We start from the raw sequence: 22,459 nt of genomic DNA, 5'->3' as shown, positions 1-22,459 counted from the left end.
AACCCATTGGCAACATCCCACCAGCCGAGGCCGAACAACTCTACTACGCTGCCCTCGACACTTTAGAATTGGCCGCGTAACTTAAACCAATGAGCCTCCGGCAAAGCCGGGGCGGTTCAGTTCATAAAAGCCAACCCCGCATATTTTTATAAATTCAAGCAGCAGGTTACGAGTTACTGGAATTGTTATTACCGGCATTGGGACTATAAGAGCTTCAATGGTGAGGTGAGCTATATCGCGGGCTCTCCCTACCCCGGACACGAGATCGTTCGTTATCTGGAAGCCTTTGCGAAAGGCGTTTAAAGTTTTTCACAGATTCCCACCGCAAGGGGCTTGCAAAGGCTCAAGGCTTTTGTCTATAAGGCCCACCTCTTCGGCCACGTGCCGGACAGATGCGGGCGTAGCTCAGCGGTAGAGCGCAACCTTGCCAAGGTTGATGTCGAGAGTTCGATCCTCTTCGCCCGCTCCATTTCCTTATCGCTTAGGGAAATGAGCTGAACAGATTTAAGCGGGCGTAGCTCAGCGGTAGAGCGCAACCTTGCCAAGGTTGATGTCGAGAGTTCGATCCTCTTCGCCCGCTCCAATCTTTTTAAGTTGCTGAAACTTAGAAAGATTGGGAAAAAATTTGTTTGTCACGCAGCGATTTCTTGAACAATAATGAAAAAAGCAGCGCTAACGGCTGCGCTTTTGTCGTCTGTTTTGTGGGAAAATAAAACCTCACGCATCGTGCTTCCGTGCGGCACGCTTCCGTTCGGCCAACACCATTTCAGCGATGGTCTGTTTGAAGCTATCCATCTCCATCAGTTCTTCGTAAGCTAAATAGAATGATCCGTCCTTTTGAAGGAATAGTTTGCTGATAAAGGGAGGAATTTTGGCGCTGCGAGCTACAAAGAAATGCCATACGTAGCCACCAAACATGGTTTCATATCTACTGACAACTTCGCCGTTAGGTAATTCTATCGGCTGGTGGGTGGGTTGCGAGAAGAACTGACTTGCAGACTCGCCTTCATACAGCCTCGCCTCTATATTGCACCCATAGTCCGCAACCTCACCAGCATCCCCATTCAATATCATTAACCGAAGCGTTTCCTCATTATTACCGAGCTTCACATCTGCAAAAATCGGAAGCTTCGATACACTCATTCGCCACAGGATCGAAAGCTGAAACAGCTTGAACCTCGTATAGTCCAATCCATTCACTTGCCCTATATCATCGCTGACCTTCGTGAAGGTAACGCCCGCAGCATTGCGGACTATCCGTGAAGCTTCGTTTTCGTAGATATTAACCCTGCTTTCGCAATCTCCGCATAGCAGATGTTCGTGATATCCCTTCCGGTTCCTTTTATTGAATTTGTCTACGTCCACAGAGATTTCAAGGCCGTACGGCTCCGCACAGACATCTTTAAAGAACATCAGCGATATGATGTGACTGTCCCGCAGTTCTTTAGACTGCTGACACAAAGCACATGAACCGAAAACCTTCTTCGCCATCACAATCCCCATAGCTAATCCCGCAATGTAAGTAGTGATGTTGAAATGTCCACTAAACCAATACGCTCCCTAACAACGCGCCTCCCCTTGCGCGCGGTCGCAAAACAGGTACGTTTATTGCAACCGCACAATGCGATGGGGTGACGTCGGCACAGGCTGTGCCAGACTGATGCGCGTTTTGGAGACAATAGGTCCATGCTTCTGGAAAGCGAAGGCGATCTGGTTATCGTTCTGGGGGTGCTGGCGGCCCTGCTGCTGGCCGTCGCTATCGGTGCCGGCATTCTGGTCGTATTCCGGACGATGCAGATCCGGCAGTTTCAGGACCTCCTGTTCAAGGCCGAGCGCAAGATCGACCACCTTGAACGCCGCATGTTCAATGTGCTCAATGCCGTACCGGTGGCGCTGGTCGAAACCGACGCGACAGGCAAGTTCATCTTCGCCAACAAGGCCGCGCATCAATTGCTGGGGCGCAAGGATAACGAACTGATCGGATTGAGGTTTCACTCGGCGACCTGGGGCATTACCTATCCCGACGGCCGCATGATCCCGCCCGACCTGCTGCCGATCGCGCGGACCCTGCGCGGCCAGACGGTCAAGGGCTTCCAGCACCTGATTTCCAACCACGGCAGCCAGACCAAGACGCTGGTGTCGGTCACCTCCATGCCGATCATGAACACGGTGGGCGAGGTCATCGGCTCGACCACGGCGCTGGTCGAACTGGAAACCCAGACCGGCGAAGGCATCGGCGATATTTCCGGCGTCTGGCGCGGCCAGTGGTTCGCCGCCGCGCCCGTGCCCTTCTGGGGGCTGGATCAGAATGGCACAGTGCTCGACGTCAATCCAAAGGTCGGCACGGTGTTCGATACCCCGCGCGAACAGACCGTGGGTCAGAACTGGGTCAAGGCCTTCGTCGCCGACGCCGATTTCCAGAAGGCCATCGACTACCTGTCGGACCTGCCGTCCGCCGGTCACCCCGCCTCGATCAATCTCGGCCTGAAAGACGGCAAGGGCATGGTGAAGCCGGTCATCCTCACCGCCTGGGCCGTCACGACGCAGGACGGCGGCGCCGAGGGCCTGACCCTGATGGCCGTGCCGACCGAAGTCACGCTGTCGGTATCGGCCCCCGTCGCTTTGCCGGTGGCGGCACCGGTATCCAGCGACACCCTCGACGCCCTGGCCGACCTGCAAAGCGCCGAGCGCGCCCGTGCGGCGCTGGGCGTCGGCGTGTGGCAGTACGATGCCGCGTCGGACTCCATCGTCGAGGACGAGGGCATGCGCCGCCTGATCGGGCGCGAATACGACGGCGGCCCGACGCTCATTTCCGACGCCGATCAGGCCCGCGCCGACGACGCCTTCGGTCGCCTGATGTCGGGTGAAACCGACGTCCTCGATCTGGAACTCAGCGTCCGCCAACCCGACGGGTCGGTGCGTTTCGTCACGCTCAAAGGTCAGGGCAAGGGGGCCAATGGCCACCGCGAACTGTTCGGTGTGGCCATCGACGTAACGCACGCCAAGACGCTGGTCGAATTGCCGGCCGCCGGGGTCGATGACACCCGCGCGCTCGAAACGCAGGTCGCGACACTGGAGCACGATCTGAAGATGGCGCGCGCCGATCTGGCGACCATGGCTGCGCTCGAAGGTGAGCTGGAAGACCTGAAAACCGCGCGTCAGGACCTTGAGGCCCTGAAGGCCGAAAAAGCGGGGGCCGAGTTTGCCGAAAACCCGGAACTGGTCACGCTCAAGGCGCAACTGGACGAACTCAAGGCCGCCGAAACCGAACTGCTGAACCGCGCGCAGGACGAGATCGAAGCCCTGAAAGCCGAGGTGACCGCGCTGAAAACGGTTCCGGAGCCGGACCCTGTGGTCGGGATCGCCCCTGAAGTGGTCGATGCCCTGAATGCGGAAATCGAAAGCCTCAAGGCCGAAAACGCGGCCCTGAGCGGCCTGACCACGGAACTTGAGACCCTGAAAAGCGAAAAGGCCGAGGTCGAGGCGCAATTCGCCCTGCTCCTCGAAACCCCGCTGCCCGTGCCGGAGCCTGTGGCCGAGCCCACGCCCGAACGAACCCTGAATGATATCGCCGGCGATCTCAGCGATCTGACGCGCGTCTGGAAACCGGACGGCACGCTGGTGCGCCTGTCGCGCGGCTGGAATGTCCTGACCGGTTGCAGCGCACAGGAGTTCCTCGAAGACGGCTGGCTCGATAATGTGCACGAGGACGATCAGGCCCGCGTTCATGAAGCGCTGAAAGACCGGCTTGAGGCTAAAACCGGCGGCGAGCTCAGCTACCGCGTCCGCGCCGCCGACGGCAGCTTCGTGCCGGTGCTGGAGCGCCTGACGCCGGTCACGACCGATGGTGCATTCGACGGCCTGCTTGGTGTCGGGTTCGACCTGACGGCTCACCTGCCCGCGCCGGTCGTGACCGAACCGGTCGAGGAGTCCTACACCGACAAGCTCGAATATCTGACCATGAAGGCGCGCACCGGGGCGCTGGAACTGGAGATCGCCCAGCTTCAGCACGCCAAGGGCGAACTGGAGCGGCAGGCCCTGGCGCTCGACGAGGCGCTGGCCAAGGCCCAGCAGTTCGAGACCGTGGGCCGCCTGACCGGCGACGTCGCCGCCGACTTCTCGCAGATGCTGAACGTGATGAATGCCGCGCTCGACATGATCGGCAAGTCGTCCGACAGTCCGGACCTCAGGCGCCTGTCCGAAGCCGCTCTGGCGGCGGGCAAGCGGGGCGAACGCCTGACGCGGCAATTGCTGGCCTTTACGACGCAGGCGAAAGAGAAGGCGTAATCGCCCGCCTAAAGTTTTTCGCCCGGTAGTCGGCTGGCCTGTTTGACCCAGTCGGTGAACTGCGCCTCGTCGAGCGCGCCTTCACGCACATCGAGATAGCGCACATTCGCCTGTTTCGACTTGCCCGGCGGCACGGGCGTCAGCGATACGCCCTGAAAAAAGGTCACCTTGACGTAGTGGGTGAAGCAATGAAACGCCACGAACCAGCCTTCGCCGTCGAGGCCATAGAAAGGCGTGTTCCACTTCACCGCCTTCTGCACCTCCGGCACGGCGGCGACGATCAGCGCATCCAGCCGCCGCCCGATATCCTGCTTCCAGCCGGGCATGGCGTCGATATAGGCCTGCACCGGGGCATCGCCATGACCCTTGGCGATTTGCGGATTACCACCGGATAGAAGGACGGGGTCGGCTTTGGTCATGACGGCCTGCGGAATGCGTTGGGATAGAAGAAGGTTTTACCACGAAAAGCACGAAAAGGATGCGTCACATTCTGCGCGAAGCGCTTGAAACCTGAGCGGTCACACTATTGAAAATGGCCCTTCGGGCGACGTTATTTCAGCCTGCGTTTTCGTGCTTTTCGTGCTTTTCGTGGTAAAATTCTTCCTTTCTCAAGCCGTCAAAAACTACCCCGTTTTCCGATAAGGCGTCCCGTCGGGCCATTTGCCCGTGCGGGCTGCGCGCTGTTCGCGCAAAACGGCCTGTTTATCGGACCAGCCCTTTTGCCATGCCTTGGAGTCCGCAACGGGCAGGGTTTGTTTCTCTGCCTTTTCCTCCGGCGATTCGACCTCTTCCATCCTCCTCTGCGATAGCGGGGACGGTGCCAACGGCTTTGCCCCCTCCGTCGGCTGCGCCGCCACCTCCCCCGTACGCTCCGCTACAGGGGAGGATGAACGCGCCTTCGTCAGCGGCGTGTGCAATTGCCGGATCAGGCGCGTCGCCACGCACAGGGCGCTGAGAACGGCGACGACCTCTTTCAGGGTCGAAGGTTTGGCGCGCTCGATCTCGGCGAGCATACGTTGAGCCTGAATCATCAGGCGATCATGTAAGGGGGTATATGTGTCGGTCATGTCCCCATCATGCGCACGGTTAAAGACAACGGGGATAAGTGCTCCCTGCCCTCCCGACAAAAAAACTTCGCAAAAGGAGCCTATGGGCGATAACCTGCCCCTTCACCGCACGAGCGCCGCATGACCGACACCCCGCATATACCCCTCACCTTCGGCTGGGAAGAATGGGTCGGCCTGCCCGATCTGGCCCTGCCCGCCATCCGGGCCAAGGTCGATACCGGGGCGCGGACCTCCGTGCTGCACGCGGTGGATATCGAGCCCTTCGGCACGCCGGACCGGCCGCGCGTGCGTTTCGTGGTCAACCCCGTCCCGGGCCGCTACGATATCGAGGTCGCCTGCTCTGCCGATCTGGTCGGTCAGCGCGAGGTCACTTCGTCGAATGGCGAGACCGAGTGGCGCTATTTCATCCAGACTCACGTCGATATCGGCGGACAACTGCACCCGATCGAGATGTCGCTGACCAATCGCGCCAGCATGATGTACCGTATGCTGATCGGGCGTCAGGCGCTGGAAAGCCTCGGCGCCATGGTCGACCCGACGGCGGCACACCGCCTGCCCGTCCTGTCCTACGACGTCTATAGCCGTGCCGACGCCCCGAAAGCGGTCAAGCGCCCCCTGCGTCTGGCGGTTCTCACTCAGGACGCCGGCAATTACTCGATCCGCGCCCTGATCCGCGCCGCGCAAGCACGCGACCACGTCATCGAGGCCATCGAGACGTCGCGCTGCTACATGAACATCAATGTCACGCGCCCCGAGGTCCATTACGACGGTAAGCCCCTGCCGCAGTTCGACGCCATCATCCCGCGCATCGGCGTGCCGATGACCAGCTATGGTCTGGCCGTCGTGCGGCAGTTCGAAACCACCGGCGCATGGTGCCTCAACCGCTCTTCGGCCATCTCCGCCTCGCGCGACAAGCTGCACGCGCTTCAGGTCATGGCGCGCAAGGGCATCCCCATGCCCGTGACGGCCTTCGCCAAGTCGCCCAAGGACACCGACTACGTGGTGAAGCTTGTCGGCGGCGCGCCGCTGGTGGTGAAACTGACCAAAGGGGCGCAGGGCCGCGGCGTCGTGCTGGCCGAAACCGAACTGGCCGCCGCCTCGGTCATCTCGGCCTTCCGCGACCTCGATGCCGAGCTGCTGACGCAGGAATTCATCAAGGAGGCCGACGGCGAAGACCTGCGCTGCCTCGTCATCGGTTCGAAGGTCGTCGCCGCCATGAAGCGCAAGGCCAAGATCGGCGATTTCCGCGCCAACCTGCATCAGGGCGGCAAGGCCCTGTCGGTCGAGATCAGCGAAGAGGAAGCCGATATCGCCGTCAAGGCGGCGCGCGCTTTGGGTTTGCAGGTGGCCGGGGTCGATATATTGCGCTCGAATTCCGGCCCCAAGGTGCTGGAGGTCAATTCGTCACCGGGCCTGCAAGGGATCGAGAAGGCCTCGGGCGTCGATGTCGCCGACCTGATCATCCGCCATATCGAAAGCCGTCTGCGCCCGGTCCAGCACCTGCCGAAGACAAACCCACGGGCAAAGCGGCGGGAGTAATCTTCATACCTCCCCATCTCCGATGGGGAGGGGGACCGCACGAGTTTGCATAGCAAACGAGATGTGGTGGTGGCGGTTCTTGCTTTCTTTGTGCGGCGCGCCCCCTCCACCCCTTCGGGGTCCCCCTCCCCCGCTTCGCAGGGGAGGATGTAGGGGCTTCCCCTTTTCGCGTCTGCGTGCCATTAAAAATCATGGCCCGCTTCGGTTTCAAGGATGAGGATCTGCGCCTGTGGCATATGGTGACCGCCACAGTGCGTCCCCATGCGCCGCGCGCCAAGCCGGAAAAAACGAAACCGGTAAAATCCGAGCCTCAGATTGAAACCGTGACGATCAAGGGCCTGCCCGAAGGTCAGAACACCCTGTCGGCGCCGCGCATCGAACGGCCCCTGCCCTTGATTCCGTTCAAGATAGGTCAGGCCGCAAAACCGCACTCCGGTTTTCGCCTGATCGAAGCGACGCGCGACGGGCCCGACCCGATCGAACCGAAACGCAAGCGCCGCATCTCGCGCGAACGCGACCCGATCGAGGCGCGGCTCGACCTGCACGGCCTGACGCAGGTTCAGGCCGAACAGCGCCTGAAATCCTTCGTGCAGCAGGCCTGGGCCAACGATTACCGCGCCGTGCTGGTCATCACCGGCAAGGGCATGGCGGAAAACGGCATATTGAAGCGTAACGCGCCGGAATGGCTGGCTGATCCGGCGCTATCGCATATCGTTGCGGGGATATCTCAGGCCCATGCCCGCCACGGCGGCACCGGCGCCCTTTATGTCGCGCTCAAGCGGCGGCAAACCTGATTAGATCGCGGCGGGTTTGCCGGTCGATCCCGTTGTCCGCCCACCGGCTTCCTGCGCCGCTGCATTGCAATAATAGGTTTCGTAGTCGGCCAGAATTTCGCTGGCGAAGCGCTGACCCGTCGCCGGCAGGGTGTTCAATCGTGTGGTATTGAGCACCATATCGGTTTCCAGACGCTCCGCATTGCGCGCGGCCTTGCCGAAGCCTTCGCAGGCCTTGGCCATATTGCCCTGATCGGCGTATTTCTGCGCTGTCTTAGCCTCACGCACGATCTGCCTGGCGTCCTGATTTCGGCTGTCTGGACCGGCGGCCAGAACCGGCGACGTTGACGCCATGAGACAAGCGGCGACGACGACCAGGTTGACGAGTTTACGCATGACTAACCTCCAGAGTTCAGGGTTAAACGCACAGCCATTAAACAGGTTGCATAAGAGTGCCACACATCCTTAAAAGTGCAAGCCGCAAACTTGACAGCCGTGGTAATTTTTAACCGCGATCAACTCCACTATCTGGGCCGCAATAGTCGTCCTCAAGTTCGGCATAGACGCCGCTGCCCTTGTCCTTGCGGTCCAGTTCGATCACCTCACGCAGCAGACGACAGGCCGTCGCACTATCACCGGCTTTCCAGTGGGCGCGCGCCGCCAGATAGCCTTCGCGGATTTTCGTCCGCCGCTCGGCGGTCGGGCTATAGGGGACGTACCTGAACCGCGGATCGAAGACTCCGTCCGCCCGACTTTCATAAAAGCGACCGCTGCGGGAGTCATAGATCACGCCGGGTGACCAGCGCTCGTAACGCGGTTGATTGTCGTAGCGTTGCGCCATCGCCTGACTGGTGACGCCCGTCACCATTATCATCAGTCCTAAGATAAGCCTGCGCATAACGACCCTCTTACGTTTTATCCGTATGTTCGGATACGAAACCCTGGCACGTAACCGTCTGTTTGCAAAATCACAGATGACTGACCGTACAGGTTGGCGGGCTACAACAGACTCAGGATTGCCCCTCGGCTTCCAGGATCATTGGCCGAACACCGCCCGTCTTCATTTTGCCGGGCTTACGCTTAAGATGAATGCCAAATCCCCAGAACAGAGCCGCACCCAAGGGCAGGGTTAAATAAAACACAAACGAACTGGCAAAATCCTGACCGTAACCCGAAACAGGGAAGCCCACGAACAATACCTGCCAGTTGATCGTCCCATCCATCCACGCGTAGTTAAGCCGAGTAAAACCAAGCGCAATAAAGAGGGCCCAGGCCCACCCCCAGGGTATCCCTTTCACCGTAAGACACACATATAAGGTGTAGAGACTGAACAGCAGGAGACCCGTCGCTATAATCAGAAACAGAACGCGCGTAGGGTTCAGCCGGTCAAAAGCAAAATCAACCGAACGTACCTCCTGCGCCGTAAGATACTGAATCCGGAACGCCGCAACCTTGTAGTCCGTATCCGACTTTACAAATTGTGTTGTGCTGAACAACACGCCTTTTTCGTAATTACTCATCAGAACGATGGTTGTGGCCCCTCCGGCGTCGCTGGAATAGGTCGACTGCCATTGCCCTATCCTCACCGCAGCCGGCTTTTCATTCGGAATATATCTGGCCAGAACAGGCAGCGCCTTACGATAGTCACCGACCATCATGGCAGGCACACTGCGATGACTCAGCGCGTCCCAGTTCTGCGCCTTGACCAGAGCCTGATAGGATTTTGCCTGCTGCACTAAAGCCGAGGGTGCTGTCCGTTCCACAATGTAGAATAAGGGATGATCCGGCCTGTGCGAACTGGGCCAGAATATCAGTCCCGCCAAAAAGGTGGCAAAGATAGAAAGGCAGACCAACGCCGCAAGGATTTTACGCACTTCCCCCTCCAAAAGCGTAATCAATTACAGCCCTTTTCTAAGGACAGTGCTGTCTTACAGTCAAGACAGACAGGCCATCAGATCAGACCGTTATCCCTAATCGAAAGGTTAGCTACGAACGGCGGCGCAATATTCCGTTTCCAGATCGCGGTAGAGGTCGTCATAATTCTCTTCGACAGGCCTGACATGGCCCCTGACCTTGGCTTTCTGATAGCGCTTGTCCAGCGCGATAGCCTTGCGCATCGAACGGCAGGCGGCTTCATGTTTGCCGTTTGCTTTTTGCGTCTGGGCGGCGAGGAACACGGTGCGTGTTTTTTGCCTCAATTCACCGGCCGAAGGCAGGCCATTGTAAGGCATACGCCCCGACGCGTCATGAGGATCGAACAAGCCGCGCTGGGCCTGATAGTCGCGCTCCACCTGCATTCGGCTGTAGTTTTCGCTATAGGCCGTCGGGGAAGACTGAGCCATGACCGCCGTAGCCGCCCCTAAGCCCCATGTCGCAATCGCCGCCATCGTCAGAACAACACGCATACCAACCTCCCTGTAATAAGGTCCAACATGCTACGGCGTCGGATTTACCAATCGCCAGGGTTGTGATCACTATGGCACAGGTTGCAGGTTTGGCAAGCGTCTAAATAAGCCCGTTATCCCTGGCCAGCTGGGCATAGGATACCTGCGGACGCGGGCCGTAGTGGCTGATGACCTCGGCGGCCGCCAGCGCGCCCAGACGGCCGCAGGTTTCCAGATGCAGACCCTGGGTCAGGCCGTAGAGCACGCCCGCCGCATACTGATCGCCCGCGCCGGTCGTATCGACCACGGCCTGGACCGGATAGACCGGGATGTCGTGCGAGATATCGGCCTTGACCGCGACCGAGCCCTTTTCCGAGCGCGTGATGAAGGCGAGGTCCGTCTTGGTCTTGAGATAGCGGACGGCCTTGTAGAAATCGTCGGTCTGGAAGAAGGACAGAAGTTCCGACTCGTTGGCGAAGACGAGGTCGATATGCTGTTCGATGAAGGCCATCAGGTCGGTGCGCCAGCGGTCTACCACGAAGCTGTCCGACAGGGTGATCGCGGTCTTGCGACCGACGCTGCGGGCGATTTCACAGGCCTTGGCGAAGGCCGCGCGGCCCGACGGCGTGTCAAACAGGTAACCTTCGAGATAGGTGATCTGCGACGCCTTGATCAGTTCCGGATCAACATCGGCGGGACCGACCAGAGCGGCGGCGCCGAGGAAGGTGGCCATGGTGCGCTGACCGTCTTCGGTAATGTTGATCAGGCAGCGCGCCGTATGGGTCGGATCGTCGTGCAGGAACGGCGTTTCGAAGCTGACGCCCATCTTGCGCAGGTCGCGGCTGAACACCTCGCCCAGTTCGTCGTGGGCCACCTTGCCGATATAGGCGGCCTTGCCACCGAACGAAGCGACACCGGCGATGGTATTGCCGGCCGAACCGCCCGATTCCTGCGTCAGCTCATCACGTGAGACCATCTTGTCATAGAGATTGATCGCGCGGTGCTGGTCGATCAGCGTCATGCCGCCCTTCGGCAGACCTTCGTCGGCGATGAAGGCTTCGGTGGCGGGGGCCAGAACGTCCACAATGGCGTGGCCTACGGCGGTGACGTCGAACTCTTGAGACATGCGAGATAATCCGGTTGCGTTTGGGGTGTCTTTGCGCAAAAACCGCCGCCGGAGCAAGTAAAAATGAAAAAGTCACTTCTGATACTAACGCCCAATCCGGCCCATCCGTCGCATCACGGACGCTGGCCGGCGGTGCTGGACGCCTATCGCACAGCCTTTGCCGGGTTCGAGGTCCACGCCCAGCCGTGGTCGGCGCCGTTGACGCAAGCCTACGACCTCGTCCTGCCGCTGGTCGCCTGGGGCTATCACAACGCGCCGGAGGATTTCCGCCGCGCCCTGGCCGCCCTCAAGGCCAAGGGCTTCAGGATGCTCAATCCGCCCGAAATCGTCAGCTGGAATGTCGACAAGCGCTATCTGCGCGATCTGGCCGAGGCCGGTATCCGCATCGTACCGACCTTGTTCAGCGACGGCCTGACACGGTCCGAAATCGAGGCCGCACGCGCCGACTTCGGGCAAAAAGCCGTTGTTTTGAAGCCGGTTATCTCCGCCGGGGCCAAGAATACGCTGATCTTCGACGGCGACGTCCTGCCCGACAATGCCCCGCCCGCCGAGGCCATGATCCAGCCCTTCATGCCCGCCATCCAGAGCGAGGGCGAATGGTCGCTGATCTTCTTTGACGGCACGTTCAGCCACGCCGTCCTGAAAACGCCTAAGCCCGGCGATTTCCGTTCTCAGCCCGACTATGATGCCCATCTGCGCGTCGAGACCCCGCCCGTCGCCGCCGTCGAACTGGCTTATGAGGCGCTGGAATTCGTGGGGCAGACCCTGCTCTATGCCCGTGTCGATATGGTCCGCGACGCGCAGGGCCGGTTCTGTCTGATGGAACTGGAACTGATCGAGCCTGACCTGTACCTCAAATATGAGAACGCCGCCCCGGCCCGCCTCAGGCACGCGGTCGAACATGCGTTAGGGACGTGCGGGCATCATCATTAGCGCTTGACCGCCACAACAGGATTGACTTACGCCCTACGAACAGTTAGCCATTTAGCTAAATATGATTGGGGAGTAAGCCATGACCGCCCTGTTCGACAATCTCAAGCGCATCGACGAAGCCGTTCCGGCCGATCCAGTCACCGGCACGGTCGTCTGGTCGCCGGTTAAGTCGCTGTTCCTGCTGAGTATGTACGCGGCGACGATCTATGGCCTGATCCACTATCTGCGGCTCGATACGATCGCGCTGTTCACGGTGAAAACCGTTGCCGTCCTGCTGCTCGGGCATTCGGTCGGGATGCATCGCCGCCTGATCCATAAGAGCTTCGACTGTCCGCTATGGCTTGAACATTTTCTGGTCTATATGGGGACGCTGGTAGGTCTCGGCGGCCCGTTCGCCATGATCCGTACGCACGATTACCGCGACTGGGCGCAGCGCCAACCGGCCTGTCACGATTACTTCGCGCATCGCCAGCCGCCGCTGATCGACGCCCTGTGGCAGATGCACGCGGATATCCGCCTCACCCAGCCGCCCGCCCTGACCATCGAACCCGAAGTGGCCAATGACCGTTTTTATCGCTTCATAGATAAGCACTGGATCGCCGTCCATCTGCCGTGGGCGGTGGCGTTTTTCTTCATCGGCGGCTGGGCCTGGGTCATCTGGGGCGTCTGCGCCCAGATCGCGGTGACCGTCACCGGCCACTGGTTGATCGGCTACATGGCCCATACGGGCGAGGCCCATGACTGGCACGTGCGCGGCGCGGGGGTGCAGGGCCGCAATGTCGATGTCGCCGGGCTGATCACCATGGGTGAAAGCTGGCACAACAACCATCACGCCTATCCCGGTTCGGCGCGCATCGGCATCTATAAGGGCCAGAGCGATCCGGGCTATTGGTTTCTGAAAGCGCTGGAGCCGCTGGGTCTGGTGTGGAACATCCGACTGCCGCAGGACCTGCCGCACCGCCCGCAACTGCATTGGGTCGGCGGCTACGCCCCGGCGGAAATGCCGGATCGCAGGCCCTGCCCCGTCATGATGCTCATCGGACGGTCGTGCCGGTTGCAAAAATCCTGATTTGTGATAACTTTGTGCTTACGGAGAAGTGAGCCATGAAAGCCAACATACGCAAGATGGGTAACTCGCACGGCGTGATCATCCCCAAAGCCGTTTTAGCGCAACTGGGGCTGAGCGAAAGCGTTGAGATGACGGTCACAGAAACGGCCATCATCCTGGCCAAGCCTAAATCGACCCGCGAAGGCTGGGCCGAAGCCAGCCAGAGTCTGGCCGCTCAGGGTGACGACGCACTGGTCTGGCCCGAGATCGCCAATGCCGAGGACGCGGACCTCACATGGTAAAGCGCGGCGATATATGGCTGGCCAATCTCGACCCAACGGTCGGCAGCGAAATTCAGAAAACCCGTCCGTGTGTGGTTATTTCGCCGCCGGAACTGCACGACTATCTACGTACTGTCATCGTCGCCCCTATGACCACCGGCAGTCGCCCGGCGCCCTTTCGCATCGATCTGAGCTTTGACGGTAAAAAAGGGCTGATTCTGCTCGACCAGATCAGAACCCTGGACAAAAGCCGGCTGGTCAAGCGCCTGGGCGCTCTGCCCGACGCGGTTTTGATGGATACCCTGAGTACGCTTCAGGACGTGTTTGCCGTCTGATTACCCCACTCCGATCTTCGGACATAGGTCCTCGACCAGACAGGCCATGCACTTCGGGTTGCGCGCCACGCAGGTATAGCGCCCGTGCAGGATCAGCCAGTGATGCGCCCGCGTCAGCCACTTGCGCGGAATGACGGTCATCAGTTCGGCCTCGACCTTGTCCGGCGTATTGGCCGCCGCATCGACGATCCCCAGCCGGTGCGACACGCGATAGACGTGCGTATCCACCGCAATCGCCGGTTCGATATCCAGCTCATTCAGCACCACGCTCGCCGTCTTGTTACCGACGCCGGGCAGGCTCAACAGATCGGCGCGGTTGAGCGGCACCTGACCATCGAACCGACTTATCAGGATGCGGCACATCTCCATCACGTTCTTCGCCTTGTTGCGGTAAAGTCCGATGGAGGAAATCATCTGCATCAGCCGCTCTTCGCCTAAGTCCAGCATGGTCTGAGGCGTGTCGGCGATCTTGAACAGAGGCGCGGTGGCCTTGTTGACCGCCACATCGGTCGTCTGCGCCGACAGGGCCACGGCCACTGTAAGCGTAAACGGATTGGTGAAGTTCAGTTCGGTTTTCGGTTCGGGCTTGTCGGCCTCGAACCGCTCGAACAGCTTTTTGACAGCGGCGCGGCTCACGCACTTGCCTCGTCACGCATCACCTGCTCCCATTTCATCCACTTTTCCTGAATAGCGGCATTGAGGTCAATGCCTTGGTCACGTGCCATCAGGAAGATCATGCAGACGACATCGGCCATTTCCATCGCCACCTCATGCCGCGCCCCATCGGCATCCCGGCGCGAGCGTCCGGTCATGGCCAGATAGGCCTGGGTCAGTTCGCCGATTTCCTCCTGCACCTTGAGCAGGTGCCAGTCGCCGCCCCGGTCGATGCCGTGCACACGTTCGTAACGATCCGAGATGGCTTTCAAGCGATCGATAAAAGGCTCAAGTCCGGGCAGAGGCTGGGTCATGGTTACATCGTTCATCGTCTGTTCCCGACCGTCTTACGGACGATTCTGCTGATGAGCAAGCGGCACTTGTGCACGGGCCTGCATGGCGGTTAGAGCACGTTCCGATCTTGTTGGATCGGAATCGTGCTCTAATCTTTTGTTTTGTCGCGCATTTGGTTCCAAAAACCGTTGCACACTTTTTGGAATGCGCTCTAAATCGACGCATGACTGCTGTTCTCTTCGTCTGCCTTGGCAATATCTGTCGCTCGCCGCTGGCTGAGGGCCTGTTCCGCCACCACGTTGCCACGGCGGGTCTGAGCGACCGTTTCCTGATCGACAGCGCAGGGACCGGCGGCTGGCATAAGGGCGAGGCACCCGACCGGCGCTCGATTGCGGTGGCCGCCTGCTATGGCGTGGCGATCCATGAGCAATGCGCCCGGCAATTGCACCGCGACGACTTTTACCGCTTCGACCTGATCCTGGGCCTCGACCGCGACAATGTCCGCAATATCCGCAACCTCATGCCCGACGATGCCACGGCCAAGGTCGCGCTCTACCTCGATGAGGCGCTGGGTATCACCAAGGACGTGCCCGACCCTTATTACGGCGACACCCGCGATTTCGAAGCCGTGTACAAACTGTGCGATCAGGCCTCTCAGGCGCTGCTGACCACGTTGACAAACCCGGACGGCTGATTTCAGATGTTACCTGTAAGATAAGGAGTGCCCCGTGGCCGAAGTTTCCAACGAACGCTTTAATGAAATGATGATCGAGCACATCGACACAGCGAACGGCCATCTCAAGGAGGCCAATCCCGGCAATGCCGGCGCCGCCCTGATGCACGCCGCGGCCCGTTTCAACGCCTTCGTCTCCTCGACCCAGTTCGTCAGCGGTCGCGTCATGCTGCAAAGCAAGGAGGCCCATATCGATCACTACGTAAAGCTTTACCGGCAATATCTCGAAGACCATTACAAGGAATACGCCGAAAACTTCGAACAATATGGCCGCCCGAACATCGGCATCCCCAAGATTTAGGATACTCAAGTGAACAAACCCACCGTAAGCCCTGAGCAGTTCGGCCAGATGGCCGCCGAATATATCGACATCGCCAACCGGCAGGGTAAAGAGGTCGATTCCTTCAACGTGCCCGGCAATGCCCTGCTGCATGCGGCGGCCCGCTATCAGGCCTTCGTGGCGGCGACGTCCAGCCACGACAAGACGCAGATGATGGTGGCGCGCAAGGTCAATATTGATGCGATCACCGCTCAGTTCCGCGAATATCTCGAAGGGCACTACGCCGAATACAGCGAGCATTTCGACGCCTATCTGAGCCCCCAGACCTGAGACCTAGGCCTGAGTGTTCTGACATGAAAAAAGCCCCGGTCCTGCCGGGGCTTTTTTTGTTTCGCGAAAGGCATCCCCCCGCCTTCTGCCCCCCACCTCCCGCCCCGTTGACAAAGCGGGTTCGCTGACCCACATACGGCAAAACCAAGAGGAGCGCCCTGTGGCCGAAGTTTCAAACGAACGTTTCAACGAATTTGTCGTGCAGCATATCAATACGGCGAACAGTCACCTGCCCGAAAGCAATCCGGGCATCGCCGGGGCGGCCCTGATGCAGGCGGCGGCGCGCTTCAACTGCTTCGTGTCCTCGACGCAGTTCGTCAGCGGCCGCGTCATGGCGCAGAGCAAGGACGCCCATATCGACCATTACGTCAAACTGTACCGCGACTATCTGGAAAGCCACTATCAGGACTATACCGATAATTTTGCGCACTATTCGCCGGCGACACTGGGGATTTCCAAAGCATGAGCCAGACCAAAGAACCCACCTTCGGCGATCTGGCCTCGGCCTATATCGATACCGCCAATGCGCAGGCAAAAACCAGCGATGCCTATCTGGTCGCCACGGCCCTGCTGCACGCCGCCGCCCGCTATAACGTGCATGTGCTGGCCGGTGACGCTGTCGACGCCACGCAATTCGCCGTGACGCGCAAGGTGTTCATCGAACGCAGCCTGACGCAGTACGCCGAATATCTCGAACATCATTTCAACGAATATGTCGATCAGTTCGCCCGTAATACAGGCCGCGAATAACAAAAAGCCCCGGACATTCCGGGGCTTTTTTCTGGGCTGCGCTTAGAGAATATACCGGCTCAGATCCGCATCCCCGGCGATTTCGCCGAGCCGCTGCTTCACATAGGCGGCGTCGATGGTGACGGTCTGACCGGCCTGATCGGCGGCGGTGAAGCTCAAATCCTCCATCACCTTTTCGATGATGGTGTGCAGACGACGGGCGCCGATGTTCTCGACCTTGGCATTGACCTGCGCGGCGGCGGCGGCCATCTCGGAGATCGCGCCATCATCGAATTCGAGCGTCAGGCCTTCGGTCGCCATAAGGGCCTGATTCTGCTTGATCAGATTGGCTTCGGGTTCGCTGAGGATACGGCGGAAATCGTCCTGAGTCAGGGCCTTCAGTTCGACCCGGATCGGCAGACGCCCCTGCAGTTCCGGCAGCAGGTCCGACGGCTTGGCGACGTGGAACGCCCCCGAGGCGATGAACAGGATATGGTCGGTCTTGACCGGCCCGTATTTGGTCGAGACCGTGGTGCCCTCGATCAGCGGCAAGAGGTCGCGCTGGACGCCTTCGCGTGAGACATCTGCCCCGCCGCGTTCGGACTTAGACGCCACCTTGTCGATCTCATCGAGGAAGACGATGCCTTCCTGCTCGGCCAGCGACAGGGCTTCGCGCGACACGGCCTCCTGATCGAGCAGCTTTTCGGACTCTTCCGACAGGAGGATCGGTTGCGCCGCGGCGACCGTCAGGCGCACGTTTTTCTGCCGTGCGCCCATCGCCTTTTGCAGCATGTCGCCGAGATTGATCTGATTGCCGGCCTGACCGGGGATTTCGAACATGCCGATTTGTCCACCCGTATCGGCGACGCTCAGTTCGACCTCCTTGTCGTCCAGTTCGCCGTTGCGCAGGCGCTTGCGGAAGCTGTCGCGCGTCGCCGGTTGCGAACCGGGGCCGACCAGCGCATCGAGCAGGCGCTCCTCGGCAGCGGCCTCGGCCTTGGCGCGGACACCCTGACGGTTCTTGTCCTTGACCATTAGAATCGCGGCTTCGACGAGGTCGCGGACGATCTGATCGACGTCGCGGCCGACATAGCCGACCTCGGTGAACTTGGTCGCCTCGACCTTGATGAAGGGGGCATTGGCGAGCTTGGCCAGACGCCGCGCGATCTCGGTCTTGCCGACACCGGTTGGACCGATCAGCAGGATGTTCTTTGGCGTGATCTCGTCGCGGATGGCCGCGTCGGTCGCCTTGCGCCGCCAGCGGTTGCGCAGCGCCACGGCCACGGCCTTCTTGGCCTCGGTGTGGCCGATGATATGGCGGTCGAGTTCGGAGACGATTTCACGCGGGGAAAAGGTGGTCATTAGATAATCCAGTACTTAAACATAGGCCGCGATATCCGGCGTCCGGCACATCAGGCGCAGGCCGCCCGACACAGCCGCATCCGACGGCGCAAAGCCTGCCTTTTCGCAGCAGCGCACGGCGGCAAGATTGGCCGAATGCGGGGCGACGCGGACGACCTGAGCGCCCTTTTTGAACATACCCTCACATACCATACGCAAAGCTTCGGTGCCGACGCCTTCGCCCAGCAGCGAGGCATCGCCGACGAACAGGTCTATCAGGAAGGTGCCGCGCGGACTTTCGGCATAGCAGGGATCGTCGGCCTCATGCTCAGGGCAGCATTCGTAGCTTTGCACATAGCCTGCCGGATTGCCGTGCCAGTTGAAGATATAGCCGGTGCCGTTGGCTGCGCCGACATAGGCCAGCGCGTCTTCGACGGCGTCCTCGGCAGACTGGCCGTCGTGGCCCCACCACTGCTGCACGTGCGGCGAGGACAGCCACAGCAGGAGCAGGCCTGCGTCATTATCGGTCAGAGGACGGAACGAGATCACGCTTCGAGTTTCTCCAGAGTGACATTGCCGTTGGTATAGACGCAGATTTCCCCGGCGATCTTCATCGCCTTGCGCGCGATGACCTCGGCGTCGGGTTCGTAGTCGAGCAAGGCGCGCGCCGCCGACAGGGCATAGGTGCCGCCGGAGCCGATGGCCGCCACGCCGTCTTCGGGTTCCAGCACGTCGCCGACGCCGGTAATGGTCAGGATATGGTTGGTGTCGCCGACCAGCAGCATGGCCTCCAGACGACGCAGATAACGATCCGTGCGCCAATCCTTGGCCAGATCGACGCAGGCCCGCGCCAGTTGATCCGGATAAAGCTCCAGCTTGGCCTCAAGCCGCTCCAGCAGGGTGAAGGCATCCGCCGTCGCGCCCGCGAAGCCGACGATGACCTTACCGCCCGCAAGCGTGCGGACCTTCTTCGCCCCGCCTTTGACGATGGTCGGTCCCATCGAGACCTGACCGTCACCGGCGATCACGGTCTTGCCGTTCTTGCGCACGGCCACGATCGTGGTCCCGTGCCAGTTAGGAAAATTGCTGTCTGTCATCCTCGTTACTTGGCGTGTTTATGCGACCGATTCAAGAGGTCGTCCGCCGCTTTTGCCGCGACAGATCGTCAAGGATGGGGACCATGGCAATCACCCCCAGCAAAAGCGAAAAGGGTAGGACCGTTACAAAACCCATATGGCTGAAACCGAACGCCCCGATCAGGCCGCCCAGAGTAAAGGCCAGCAACAGACCGCCGAGCAGCCTTGCCTTCTTCGGATGAAATCGTACGGAGGCCCCCGCCAGACGCCCGAAAAGGTATCGTCCAGCCTCAATCCCCAGATCGGTAATGACACCGGTCATGTGCGTCGTGCGGATTTCAGCGTGCGAAAGCTTGGTCATGAGGCTGTTCTGCAATCCCATCAGATAGCACAACAGGCCTATGGTCAGCGGCAGGCTGAGCGCGACATTCCCGACCAGTCCCGCCGCCAGAAACCCGAACACCAGCAACAGGAGCGCTTCGAGGCCGAGGGTCAGGGCGAACTCCGAATGCAGTCGCCGTTGCCGGGCGGCATTGACCAGCAGACTGGACGTCACCGCCCCCAGGAAAAAGCACAGGACGTAGGTTGCCGCCAGAAACGCCGCCCCCCAATGGTTCAGGATCGAGAAGTCGGCGAAGGACGCCACCATGCCGGACATGTGCGATGTATAGACCCCTACCGCCAGAAAACCGCCGGCATTGATCGCCCCGGCGACAAAGGCGAGGCTCAGGCCCAGACGTGCGTCCCCCGTCTCTGTACGACGCCTGCCGCTAATCTGTCTTAGAGTTCGGCGCATCAATTCCCCACCATCGATATGGATATTAAGGCCCAAATCCACGCCGCGTCAAACCCTCTGGTCAGGCCTGCAAACCGGGCTTATATCGCTCCTATGACCCAGACTGAGCTCACCGACGACGATCTCGACCGCTACGCCCGCCATATCGTGCTGAAGGAAATCGGCGGATTGGGGCAGATGCGGCTCAAGGGCGCCAAGGTGCTGATCGTCGGCATGGGCGGCATCGGGGCGCCAGCCGCGCTCTATCTGGCGGCGGCGGGTGTGGGCACGCTCGGCCTGCTCGATGACGACACGGTGTCGCTGTCGAACCTGCAACGGCAGGTGCTCTATGCTACGGGCGACATCGACGCGGGCAAGGCCGAAACGGCGCAGACGCGGCTGTCGGCGCTCAATCCGCATGCCGACCTGTTCCTGCATCCGGTGCGCCTGACTGAGGACAATGCGGCGGAGATCATCGCCGGATACGATATCGTGCTCGATGGCTGCGACAATTTCGAGACCCGGCATCTGGTCAACCGCGTCTGCATGGCCGAGCGCAAGACGCTGGTGTCGGGCGCGCTGGGCCGCTGGTCGGGTCAGGTCGCCGTATTCAGGGGCCAGCCCTGCTATCAGTGCTTCGTGCCGGATATTCCACCCGATGCCGAGACCTGCGAACGCGTCGGCGTGGTCGGCGCGCTGGCCGGGATCATCGGCTCGATCTGCGCGCTGGAGGTCGTCAAGCTGATCACCACGGCCGGAGAACCGCTGATCGGCAAGCTTTTGCTGTTCGACGGCTTGTCGATGACGTCACGCGTGATAGGCTTGCCGTCTGAGCCTACCTGTCCGGTGTGCGGGAGCCACGCGTGAAACCTTTCCTTTTGAGCCTGAGTCTTGCTCTGATCGCCACCACCGCCCATGCCGGTCCCGGTGACGCCGCACTCGGCGAAGACCTGTTCGATCAGTACTGCGCCGCCTGTCACGACACCGGGGCGTCGAACGGTCAGGGCCCGTCGCTGAAAGGTGTGGTTGGACGCCGGATCGCCGCCGTACCGGGCTTTGCCTATTCGACGCCATTGAAAGCCGCGGGTGCCAAGGGCGAGCGCTGGAGCGAGGCGCAACTCGACAAATTCCTGACCGAACCGTCGAAGCTCTATCCCGGCACGGCCATGCCGCAGGCCATCGGCAAACCCGAAAGCCGCGCCGCGCTCATCGCGTTTCTGAAGACGAAGTAGGGCATTTCCCTACGATTATCCAACTCCAGCCGACCGCGCCCGAATATCGGTAAATACACACCTTTTGCCCCGGTTCGACCGAACGATAAAACGCGTCATCCACGGAAACCTCTTCGCCCGCTGCACGGTCGCCCCACGCAGTGACTTCGAGACTGTCCCGATGCTTTCCGCTATGTTTCTCTAGTACCGTTACGGGAAAGGTCTGCGCCTCCGACCGGTCGAAATACCAGTTGCCGAAGACCAGAAGCCCCCAGAAATACACCAGATAAACCACACTGTAAAAGAGGAAGGACCACTGCCAGGGCCTTTTCTCGATCCACCGCAGAAACCCATAGGCCACAAGGCTCAGGCCTGCCGCTACGGCTAAAGGCGTTTGCCAGTCGATCATCTCGATATCGAGCATGGCTCTCACCCCCAGAATGCTCGCCGGAAGACCCGCCCAGCTATGCAGAGACAAGCGATTATCACCATCATCCCCATGCAACGTCCAGCGCGTGCGGTTCAGAACGACCGCGACCACTGTCAAGGTCGGCAAGGCCGCCAGACACACCAACGCCCATAGGTACGGCGAAGGGAAAAACAGACCCCACATCCCGCAGGCCCATCCGATCATGCCGACCCGGGCTATCCACAACTCCTGTGTGGTGACCGCTTTTTGTCGTACCTCTTCGGTGTCGCCATAGACGGGGTTGGCTAGAATTCTGTCCGCCGCCTCTCGGTCTTCCTTCGCATCCAGATTATCGAAATCCTCGAACCAGAGGAGGAATTCGTCATCCTTCCGGCCAAAATTGGAGATCGTTACCGTCTTCGATTTGGGTGCGTTGTAAACGACGGTAAATTGCAAGATGCCGTACTGATTCTGGATATTGCGTGCGCCCTCGATGTCGCTTTTCATCACCACGACGCGGCGGACAAGACCGTAAAATTCAAACCGGTCCGGATAGAAATCCAAATGGCTTCTCAGGCTGAGCAGGCATGAAACACCGCCAATCAGCCCCATTCCTGTGCCCATTATACCGAGTAAGATGTCGTTCCACGCCGTCTGTCTCACCCCCCACACGGCTCCGGCTACGCCGGCACCGATGCAGAGCACGCCGAGCCCCGCCATCAGCCAGAATGTCCTGGGTCCGTAACGATACACGCGCGGAAAATCGGATTTTTCGGAATTCATTTTGCCCCCTGCGCCGAACATAGCAAAACATTGCCGCCTGACCAGCCCGATCGATTAGACATTCCCCGCGT

General features: G+C 60.1%; 29 protein-coding genes and 2 tRNA genes. 16 read left to right on the top strand and 15 right to left on the bottom strand.

All coding sequences use genetic code 11. The features are described from left to right. Positions 1 to 394: 394 nt before the first annotated feature. Together PQU92_RS08770 and PQU92_RS08765 are read left to right on the top strand one after the other, a co-directional pair. Positions 395 to 469: transfer RNA gene (locus PQU92_RS08770), tRNA-Gly, on the top strand. Between the two features lie 39 nt (positions 470 to 508). Beyond that, positions 509 to 583, top strand: a tRNA-Gly gene (locus tag PQU92_RS08765). Between the two features lie 134 nt (positions 584 to 717). Here PQU92_RS08765 and PQU92_RS08760 read toward each other — a convergent pair. Next, positions 718 to 1,491 carry a hypothetical protein gene (locus PQU92_RS08760; RefSeq protein ID WP_272747839.1) on the bottom strand — a complete coding sequence of 258 codons (774 nt, stop codon included), beginning with the start codon at positions 1,489 to 1,491 and terminating at the stop codon, positions 718 to 720. 195 nt (positions 1,492 to 1,686) lie between these two features. On the opposite strand from PQU92_RS08760, the gene PQU92_RS08755 reads away from it, so the two are divergent. Further along, a complete protein-coding gene (locus PQU92_RS08755) occupies positions 1,687 to 4,287 on the top strand; it encodes a PAS domain S-box protein (RefSeq protein ID WP_272747838.1) in 2,601 nt (866 codons plus the stop codon). Positions 4,288 to 4,295: 8 nt separating this feature from the next. Here the strand turns inward: PQU92_RS08755 and PQU92_RS08750 are convergent, their stop codons facing one another. Both PQU92_RS08750 and PQU92_RS08745 read right to left on the bottom strand, forming a co-directional pair. Beyond that, a complete protein-coding gene (locus PQU92_RS08750) occupies positions 4,296 to 4,706 on the bottom strand; it encodes a DUF1801 domain-containing protein (RefSeq protein ID WP_272747837.1) in 411 nt (136 codons plus the stop codon). 204 nt (positions 4,707 to 4,910) lie between these two features. Beyond that, a complete protein-coding gene (locus PQU92_RS08745; protein ID WP_272747836.1) occupies positions 4,911 to 5,354 on the bottom strand; it encodes a hypothetical protein in 444 nt (147 codons plus the stop codon). A gap of 120 nt (positions 5,355 to 5,474) precedes the next feature. On the opposite strand from PQU92_RS08745, the gene rimK reads away from it, so the two are divergent. Then, positions 5,475 to 6,893: a 30S ribosomal protein S6--L-glutamate ligase gene (gene rimK, locus PQU92_RS08740; protein WP_272747835.1), complete on the top strand. Its 1,419-nt coding sequence runs from the start codon at positions 5,475 to 5,477 to the stop codon at positions 6,891 to 6,893. A 191-nt stretch (positions 6,894 to 7,084) separates the two neighbouring features. Next, positions 7,085 to 7,687, top strand: a complete 603-nt coding sequence (locus PQU92_RS08735; RefSeq protein WP_272747834.1) for a Smr/MutS family protein — start codon at positions 7,085 to 7,087, stop codon at positions 7,685 to 7,687. Here the strand turns inward: PQU92_RS08735 and PQU92_RS08730 are convergent, their stop codons facing one another. The 5 genes from PQU92_RS08730 to PQU92_RS08710 form a co-directional block, all read right to left on the bottom strand. Next, positions 7,688 to 8,062 (bottom strand): hypothetical protein, encoded by a 375-nt coding sequence (locus tag PQU92_RS08730; protein ID WP_272747833.1) that lies wholly within the window; start codon positions 8,060 to 8,062, stop codon positions 7,688 to 7,690. A gap of 109 nt (positions 8,063 to 8,171) precedes the next feature. Continuing rightward, entirely contained in the window at positions 8,172 to 8,564 is a 393-nt protein-coding gene (locus tag PQU92_RS08725; protein ID WP_272747832.1) for a hypothetical protein, read from the bottom strand. Positions 8,565 to 8,676: 112 nt separating this feature from the next. Beyond that, positions 8,677 to 9,564, bottom strand: a complete 888-nt coding sequence (locus tag PQU92_RS08720) for a hypothetical protein (RefSeq protein ID WP_272747831.1) — start codon at positions 9,562 to 9,564, stop codon at positions 8,677 to 8,679. Positions 9,565 to 9,648: 84 nt separating this feature from the next. After that, the gene (locus PQU92_RS08715) at positions 9,649 to 10,071 is read right to left on the bottom strand and encodes a hypothetical protein (protein WP_272747830.1); all 423 of its coding nucleotides are present in this window, start codon (positions 10,069 to 10,071) and stop codon (positions 9,649 to 9,651) included. Between the two features lie 100 nt (positions 10,072 to 10,171). Beyond that, a complete protein-coding gene (locus PQU92_RS08710; protein ID WP_272747829.1) occupies positions 10,172 to 11,176 on the bottom strand; it encodes an adenosine kinase in 1,005 nt (334 codons plus the stop codon). Between the two features lie 63 nt (positions 11,177 to 11,239). Here PQU92_RS08710 and PQU92_RS08705 point away from each other — a divergent pair, with 63 nt between their 5' ends. From PQU92_RS08705 to PQU92_RS08690, 4 genes are all read left to right on the top strand, one after another. After that, complete coding sequence (locus PQU92_RS08705; RefSeq protein ID WP_272747828.1) at positions 11,240 to 12,109, top strand: ATP-grasp domain-containing protein; 870 nt, start codon at positions 11,240 to 11,242, stop codon at positions 12,107 to 12,109. 79 nt (positions 12,110 to 12,188) lie between these two features. Beyond that, entirely contained in the window at positions 12,189 to 13,178 is a 990-nt protein-coding gene (locus PQU92_RS08700) for an acyl-CoA desaturase (RefSeq protein WP_272747827.1), read from the top strand. Between the two features lie 35 nt (positions 13,179 to 13,213). Then, positions 13,214 to 13,459, top strand: coding sequence for an AbrB/MazE/SpoVT family DNA-binding domain-containing protein (locus PQU92_RS08695; RefSeq protein ID WP_272747826.1), 246 nt, complete (start codon positions 13,214 to 13,216; stop codon positions 13,457 to 13,459). After that, complete coding sequence (locus PQU92_RS08690; RefSeq protein WP_272747825.1) at positions 13,453 to 13,773, top strand: type II toxin-antitoxin system PemK/MazF family toxin; 321 nt, start codon at positions 13,453 to 13,455, stop codon at positions 13,771 to 13,773. Before PQU92_RS08695 ends, PQU92_RS08690 begins: the two co-directional genes overlap by 7 nt. On the opposite strand, the gene nth is transcribed toward PQU92_RS08690, so the two are convergent. Together nth and PQU92_RS08680 are read right to left on the bottom strand one after the other, a co-directional pair. Beyond that, positions 13,774 to 14,409, bottom strand: a complete 636-nt coding sequence (gene nth / locus PQU92_RS08685; RefSeq protein WP_272747824.1) for an endonuclease III — start codon at positions 14,407 to 14,409, stop codon at positions 13,774 to 13,776. Continuing rightward, a complete protein-coding gene (locus tag PQU92_RS08680) occupies positions 14,406 to 14,756 on the bottom strand; it encodes a pyrophosphohydrolase domain-containing protein (protein WP_272747823.1) in 351 nt (116 codons plus the stop codon). Before PQU92_RS08680 ends, nth begins: the two co-directional genes overlap by 4 nt. Before the next feature lie 188 nt (positions 14,757 to 14,944). Here PQU92_RS08680 and PQU92_RS08675 point away from each other — a divergent pair, with 188 nt between their 5' ends. From PQU92_RS08675 to PQU92_RS08655, 5 genes are all read left to right on the top strand, one after another. Then, complete coding sequence (locus tag PQU92_RS08675) at positions 14,945 to 15,415, top strand: low molecular weight protein-tyrosine-phosphatase (protein ID WP_272747822.1); 471 nt, start codon at positions 14,945 to 14,947, stop codon at positions 15,413 to 15,415. 34 nt (positions 15,416 to 15,449) lie between these two features. After that, positions 15,450 to 15,755 carry a DUF3144 domain-containing protein gene (locus PQU92_RS08670; protein WP_272747821.1) on the top strand — a complete coding sequence of 102 codons (306 nt, stop codon included), beginning with the start codon at positions 15,450 to 15,452 and terminating at the stop codon, positions 15,753 to 15,755. A 9-nt stretch (positions 15,756 to 15,764) separates the two neighbouring features. Next, on the top strand, positions 15,765 to 16,064 hold the full coding sequence (locus PQU92_RS08665) for a DUF3144 domain-containing protein (RefSeq protein ID WP_272747820.1): 300 nt from the start codon (positions 15,765 to 15,767) through the stop codon (positions 16,062 to 16,064). 160 nt (positions 16,065 to 16,224) lie between these two features. Then, on the top strand, positions 16,225 to 16,530 hold the full coding sequence (locus PQU92_RS08660) for a DUF3144 domain-containing protein (RefSeq protein WP_272747819.1): 306 nt from the start codon (positions 16,225 to 16,227) through the stop codon (positions 16,528 to 16,530). Continuing rightward, positions 16,527 to 16,814, top strand: a complete 288-nt coding sequence (locus PQU92_RS08655; RefSeq protein WP_272747818.1) for a DUF3144 domain-containing protein — start codon at positions 16,527 to 16,529, stop codon at positions 16,812 to 16,814. Before PQU92_RS08660 ends, PQU92_RS08655 begins: the two co-directional genes overlap by 4 nt. 42 nt (positions 16,815 to 16,856) lie before the next feature. Here the strand turns inward: PQU92_RS08655 and hslU are convergent, their stop codons facing one another. From hslU to PQU92_RS08635, 4 genes are read right to left on the bottom strand one after another with little or no spacing between them, the layout of a single operon-like run. Further along, positions 16,857 to 18,155 (bottom strand): ATP-dependent protease ATPase subunit HslU, encoded by a 1,299-nt coding sequence (gene hslU / locus PQU92_RS08650; RefSeq protein ID WP_272747817.1) that lies wholly within the window; start codon positions 18,153 to 18,155, stop codon positions 16,857 to 16,859. A 15-nt stretch (positions 18,156 to 18,170) separates the two neighbouring features. Next, positions 18,171 to 18,683, bottom strand: a complete 513-nt coding sequence (locus PQU92_RS08645; RefSeq protein WP_272747816.1) for a GNAT family N-acetyltransferase — start codon at positions 18,681 to 18,683, stop codon at positions 18,171 to 18,173. Continuing rightward, on the bottom strand, positions 18,680 to 19,231 hold the full coding sequence (gene hslV / locus PQU92_RS08640) for an ATP-dependent protease subunit HslV (protein WP_272747815.1): 552 nt from the start codon (positions 19,229 to 19,231) through the stop codon (positions 18,680 to 18,682). Before hslV ends, PQU92_RS08645 begins: the two co-directional genes overlap by 4 nt. A 31-nt stretch (positions 19,232 to 19,262) precedes the next feature. After that, a complete protein-coding gene (locus tag PQU92_RS08635) occupies positions 19,263 to 20,006 on the bottom strand; it encodes a YoaK family protein (protein ID WP_272747814.1) in 744 nt (247 codons plus the stop codon). 93 nt (positions 20,007 to 20,099) lie between these two features. Between PQU92_RS08635 and PQU92_RS08630 the strand changes: the two genes are divergently transcribed. Together PQU92_RS08630 and PQU92_RS08625 are read left to right on the top strand one after the other, a co-directional pair. Beyond that, positions 20,100 to 20,852: a HesA/MoeB/ThiF family protein gene (locus PQU92_RS08630; protein WP_272747813.1), complete on the top strand. Its 753-nt coding sequence runs from the start codon at positions 20,100 to 20,102 to the stop codon at positions 20,850 to 20,852. Then, complete coding sequence (locus PQU92_RS08625) at positions 20,849 to 21,217, top strand: c-type cytochrome (protein ID WP_272747812.1); 369 nt, start codon at positions 20,849 to 20,851, stop codon at positions 21,215 to 21,217. The genes PQU92_RS08630 and PQU92_RS08625 overlap by 4 nt, the downstream gene beginning before the upstream one ends. Here the strand turns inward: PQU92_RS08625 and PQU92_RS08620 are convergent. Next, a complete protein-coding gene (locus PQU92_RS08620) occupies positions 21,192 to 22,388 on the bottom strand; it encodes a hypothetical protein (protein WP_272747811.1) in 1,197 nt (398 codons plus the stop codon). The genes PQU92_RS08625 and PQU92_RS08620 overlap by 26 nt on opposite strands. Positions 22,389 to 22,459 lie beyond the last annotated feature (71 nt).

It is taken from the genome of Asticcacaulis aquaticus (assembly GCF_028550415.1).
Classification (GTDB): Bacteria; Pseudomonadota; Alphaproteobacteria; order Caulobacterales; family Caulobacteraceae; genus Asticcacaulis; species Asticcacaulis aquaticus.
This window is presented reverse-complemented; position numbering and strand designations above follow the sequence as displayed.

What these genes read in the sequence shown, in the direction of transcription:
- PQU92_RS08760 (WP_272747839.1), bottom strand. Translation starts at nt 1,491, where the DNA reads ATGGCGAAGAAGGTTTTCGGTTCATGTGCTTTGTGTCAGCAGTCTAAA.
- PQU92_RS08755 (WP_272747838.1), top strand. Translation starts at nt 1,687, where the DNA reads ATGCTTCTGGAAAGCGAAGGCGATCTGGTTATCGTTCTGGGGGTGCTG.
- PQU92_RS08750 (WP_272747837.1), bottom strand. Translation starts at nt 4,706, where the DNA reads ATGACCAAAGCCGACCCCGTCCTTCTATCCGGTGGTAATCCGCAAATC.
- PQU92_RS08745 (WP_272747836.1), bottom strand. Translation starts at nt 5,354, where the DNA reads ATGACCGACACATATACCCCCTTACATGATCGCCTGATGATTCAGGCT.
- rimK (WP_272747835.1), top strand. Translation starts at nt 5,475, where the DNA reads ATGACCGACACCCCGCATATACCCCTCACCTTCGGCTGGGAAGAATGG.
- PQU92_RS08735 (WP_272747834.1), top strand. Translation starts at nt 7,085, where the DNA reads ATGGCCCGCTTCGGTTTCAAGGATGAGGATCTGCGCCTGTGGCATATG.
- PQU92_RS08730 (WP_272747833.1), bottom strand. Translation starts at nt 8,062, where the DNA reads ATGCGTAAACTCGTCAACCTGGTCGTCGTCGCCGCTTGTCTCATGGCG.
- PQU92_RS08725 (WP_272747832.1), bottom strand. Translation starts at nt 8,564, where the DNA reads ATGCGCAGGCTTATCTTAGGACTGATGATAATGGTGACGGGCGTCACC.
- PQU92_RS08715 (WP_272747830.1), bottom strand. Translation starts at nt 10,071, where the DNA reads ATGCGTGTTGTTCTGACGATGGCGGCGATTGCGACATGGGGCTTAGGG.
- PQU92_RS08710 (WP_272747829.1), bottom strand. Translation starts at nt 11,176, where the DNA reads ATGTCTCAAGAGTTCGACGTCACCGCCGTAGGCCACGCCATTGTGGAC.
- PQU92_RS08705 (WP_272747828.1), top strand. Translation starts at nt 11,240, where the DNA reads ATGAAAAAGTCACTTCTGATACTAACGCCCAATCCGGCCCATCCGTCG.
- PQU92_RS08700 (WP_272747827.1), top strand. Translation starts at nt 12,189, where the DNA reads ATGACCGCCCTGTTCGACAATCTCAAGCGCATCGACGAAGCCGTTCCG.
- PQU92_RS08695 (WP_272747826.1), top strand. Translation starts at nt 13,214, where the DNA reads ATGAAAGCCAACATACGCAAGATGGGTAACTCGCACGGCGTGATCATC.
- PQU92_RS08690 (WP_272747825.1), top strand. Translation starts at nt 13,453, where the DNA reads ATGGTAAAGCGCGGCGATATATGGCTGGCCAATCTCGACCCAACGGTC.
- PQU92_RS08680 (WP_272747823.1), bottom strand. Translation starts at nt 14,756, where the DNA reads ATGAACGATGTAACCATGACCCAGCCTCTGCCCGGACTTGAGCCTTTT.
- PQU92_RS08675 (WP_272747822.1), top strand. Translation starts at nt 14,945, where the DNA reads ATGACTGCTGTTCTCTTCGTCTGCCTTGGCAATATCTGTCGCTCGCCG.
- PQU92_RS08655 (WP_272747818.1), top strand. Translation starts at nt 16,527, where the DNA reads ATGAGCCAGACCAAAGAACCCACCTTCGGCGATCTGGCCTCGGCCTAT.
- hslU (WP_272747817.1), bottom strand. Translation starts at nt 18,155, where the DNA reads ATGACCACCTTTTCCCCGCGTGAAATCGTCTCCGAACTCGACCGCCAT.
- hslV (WP_272747815.1), bottom strand. Translation starts at nt 19,231, where the DNA reads ATGACAGACAGCAATTTTCCTAACTGGCACGGGACCACGATCGTGGCC.
- PQU92_RS08635 (WP_272747814.1), bottom strand. Translation starts at nt 20,006, where the DNA reads ATGCGCCGAACTCTAAGACAGATTAGCGGCAGGCGTCGTACAGAGACG.
- PQU92_RS08630 (WP_272747813.1), top strand. Translation starts at nt 20,100, where the DNA reads ATGACCCAGACTGAGCTCACCGACGACGATCTCGACCGCTACGCCCGC.
- PQU92_RS08620 (WP_272747811.1), bottom strand. Translation starts at nt 22,388, where the DNA reads ATGAATTCCGAAAAATCCGATTTTCCGCGCGTGTATCGTTACGGACCC.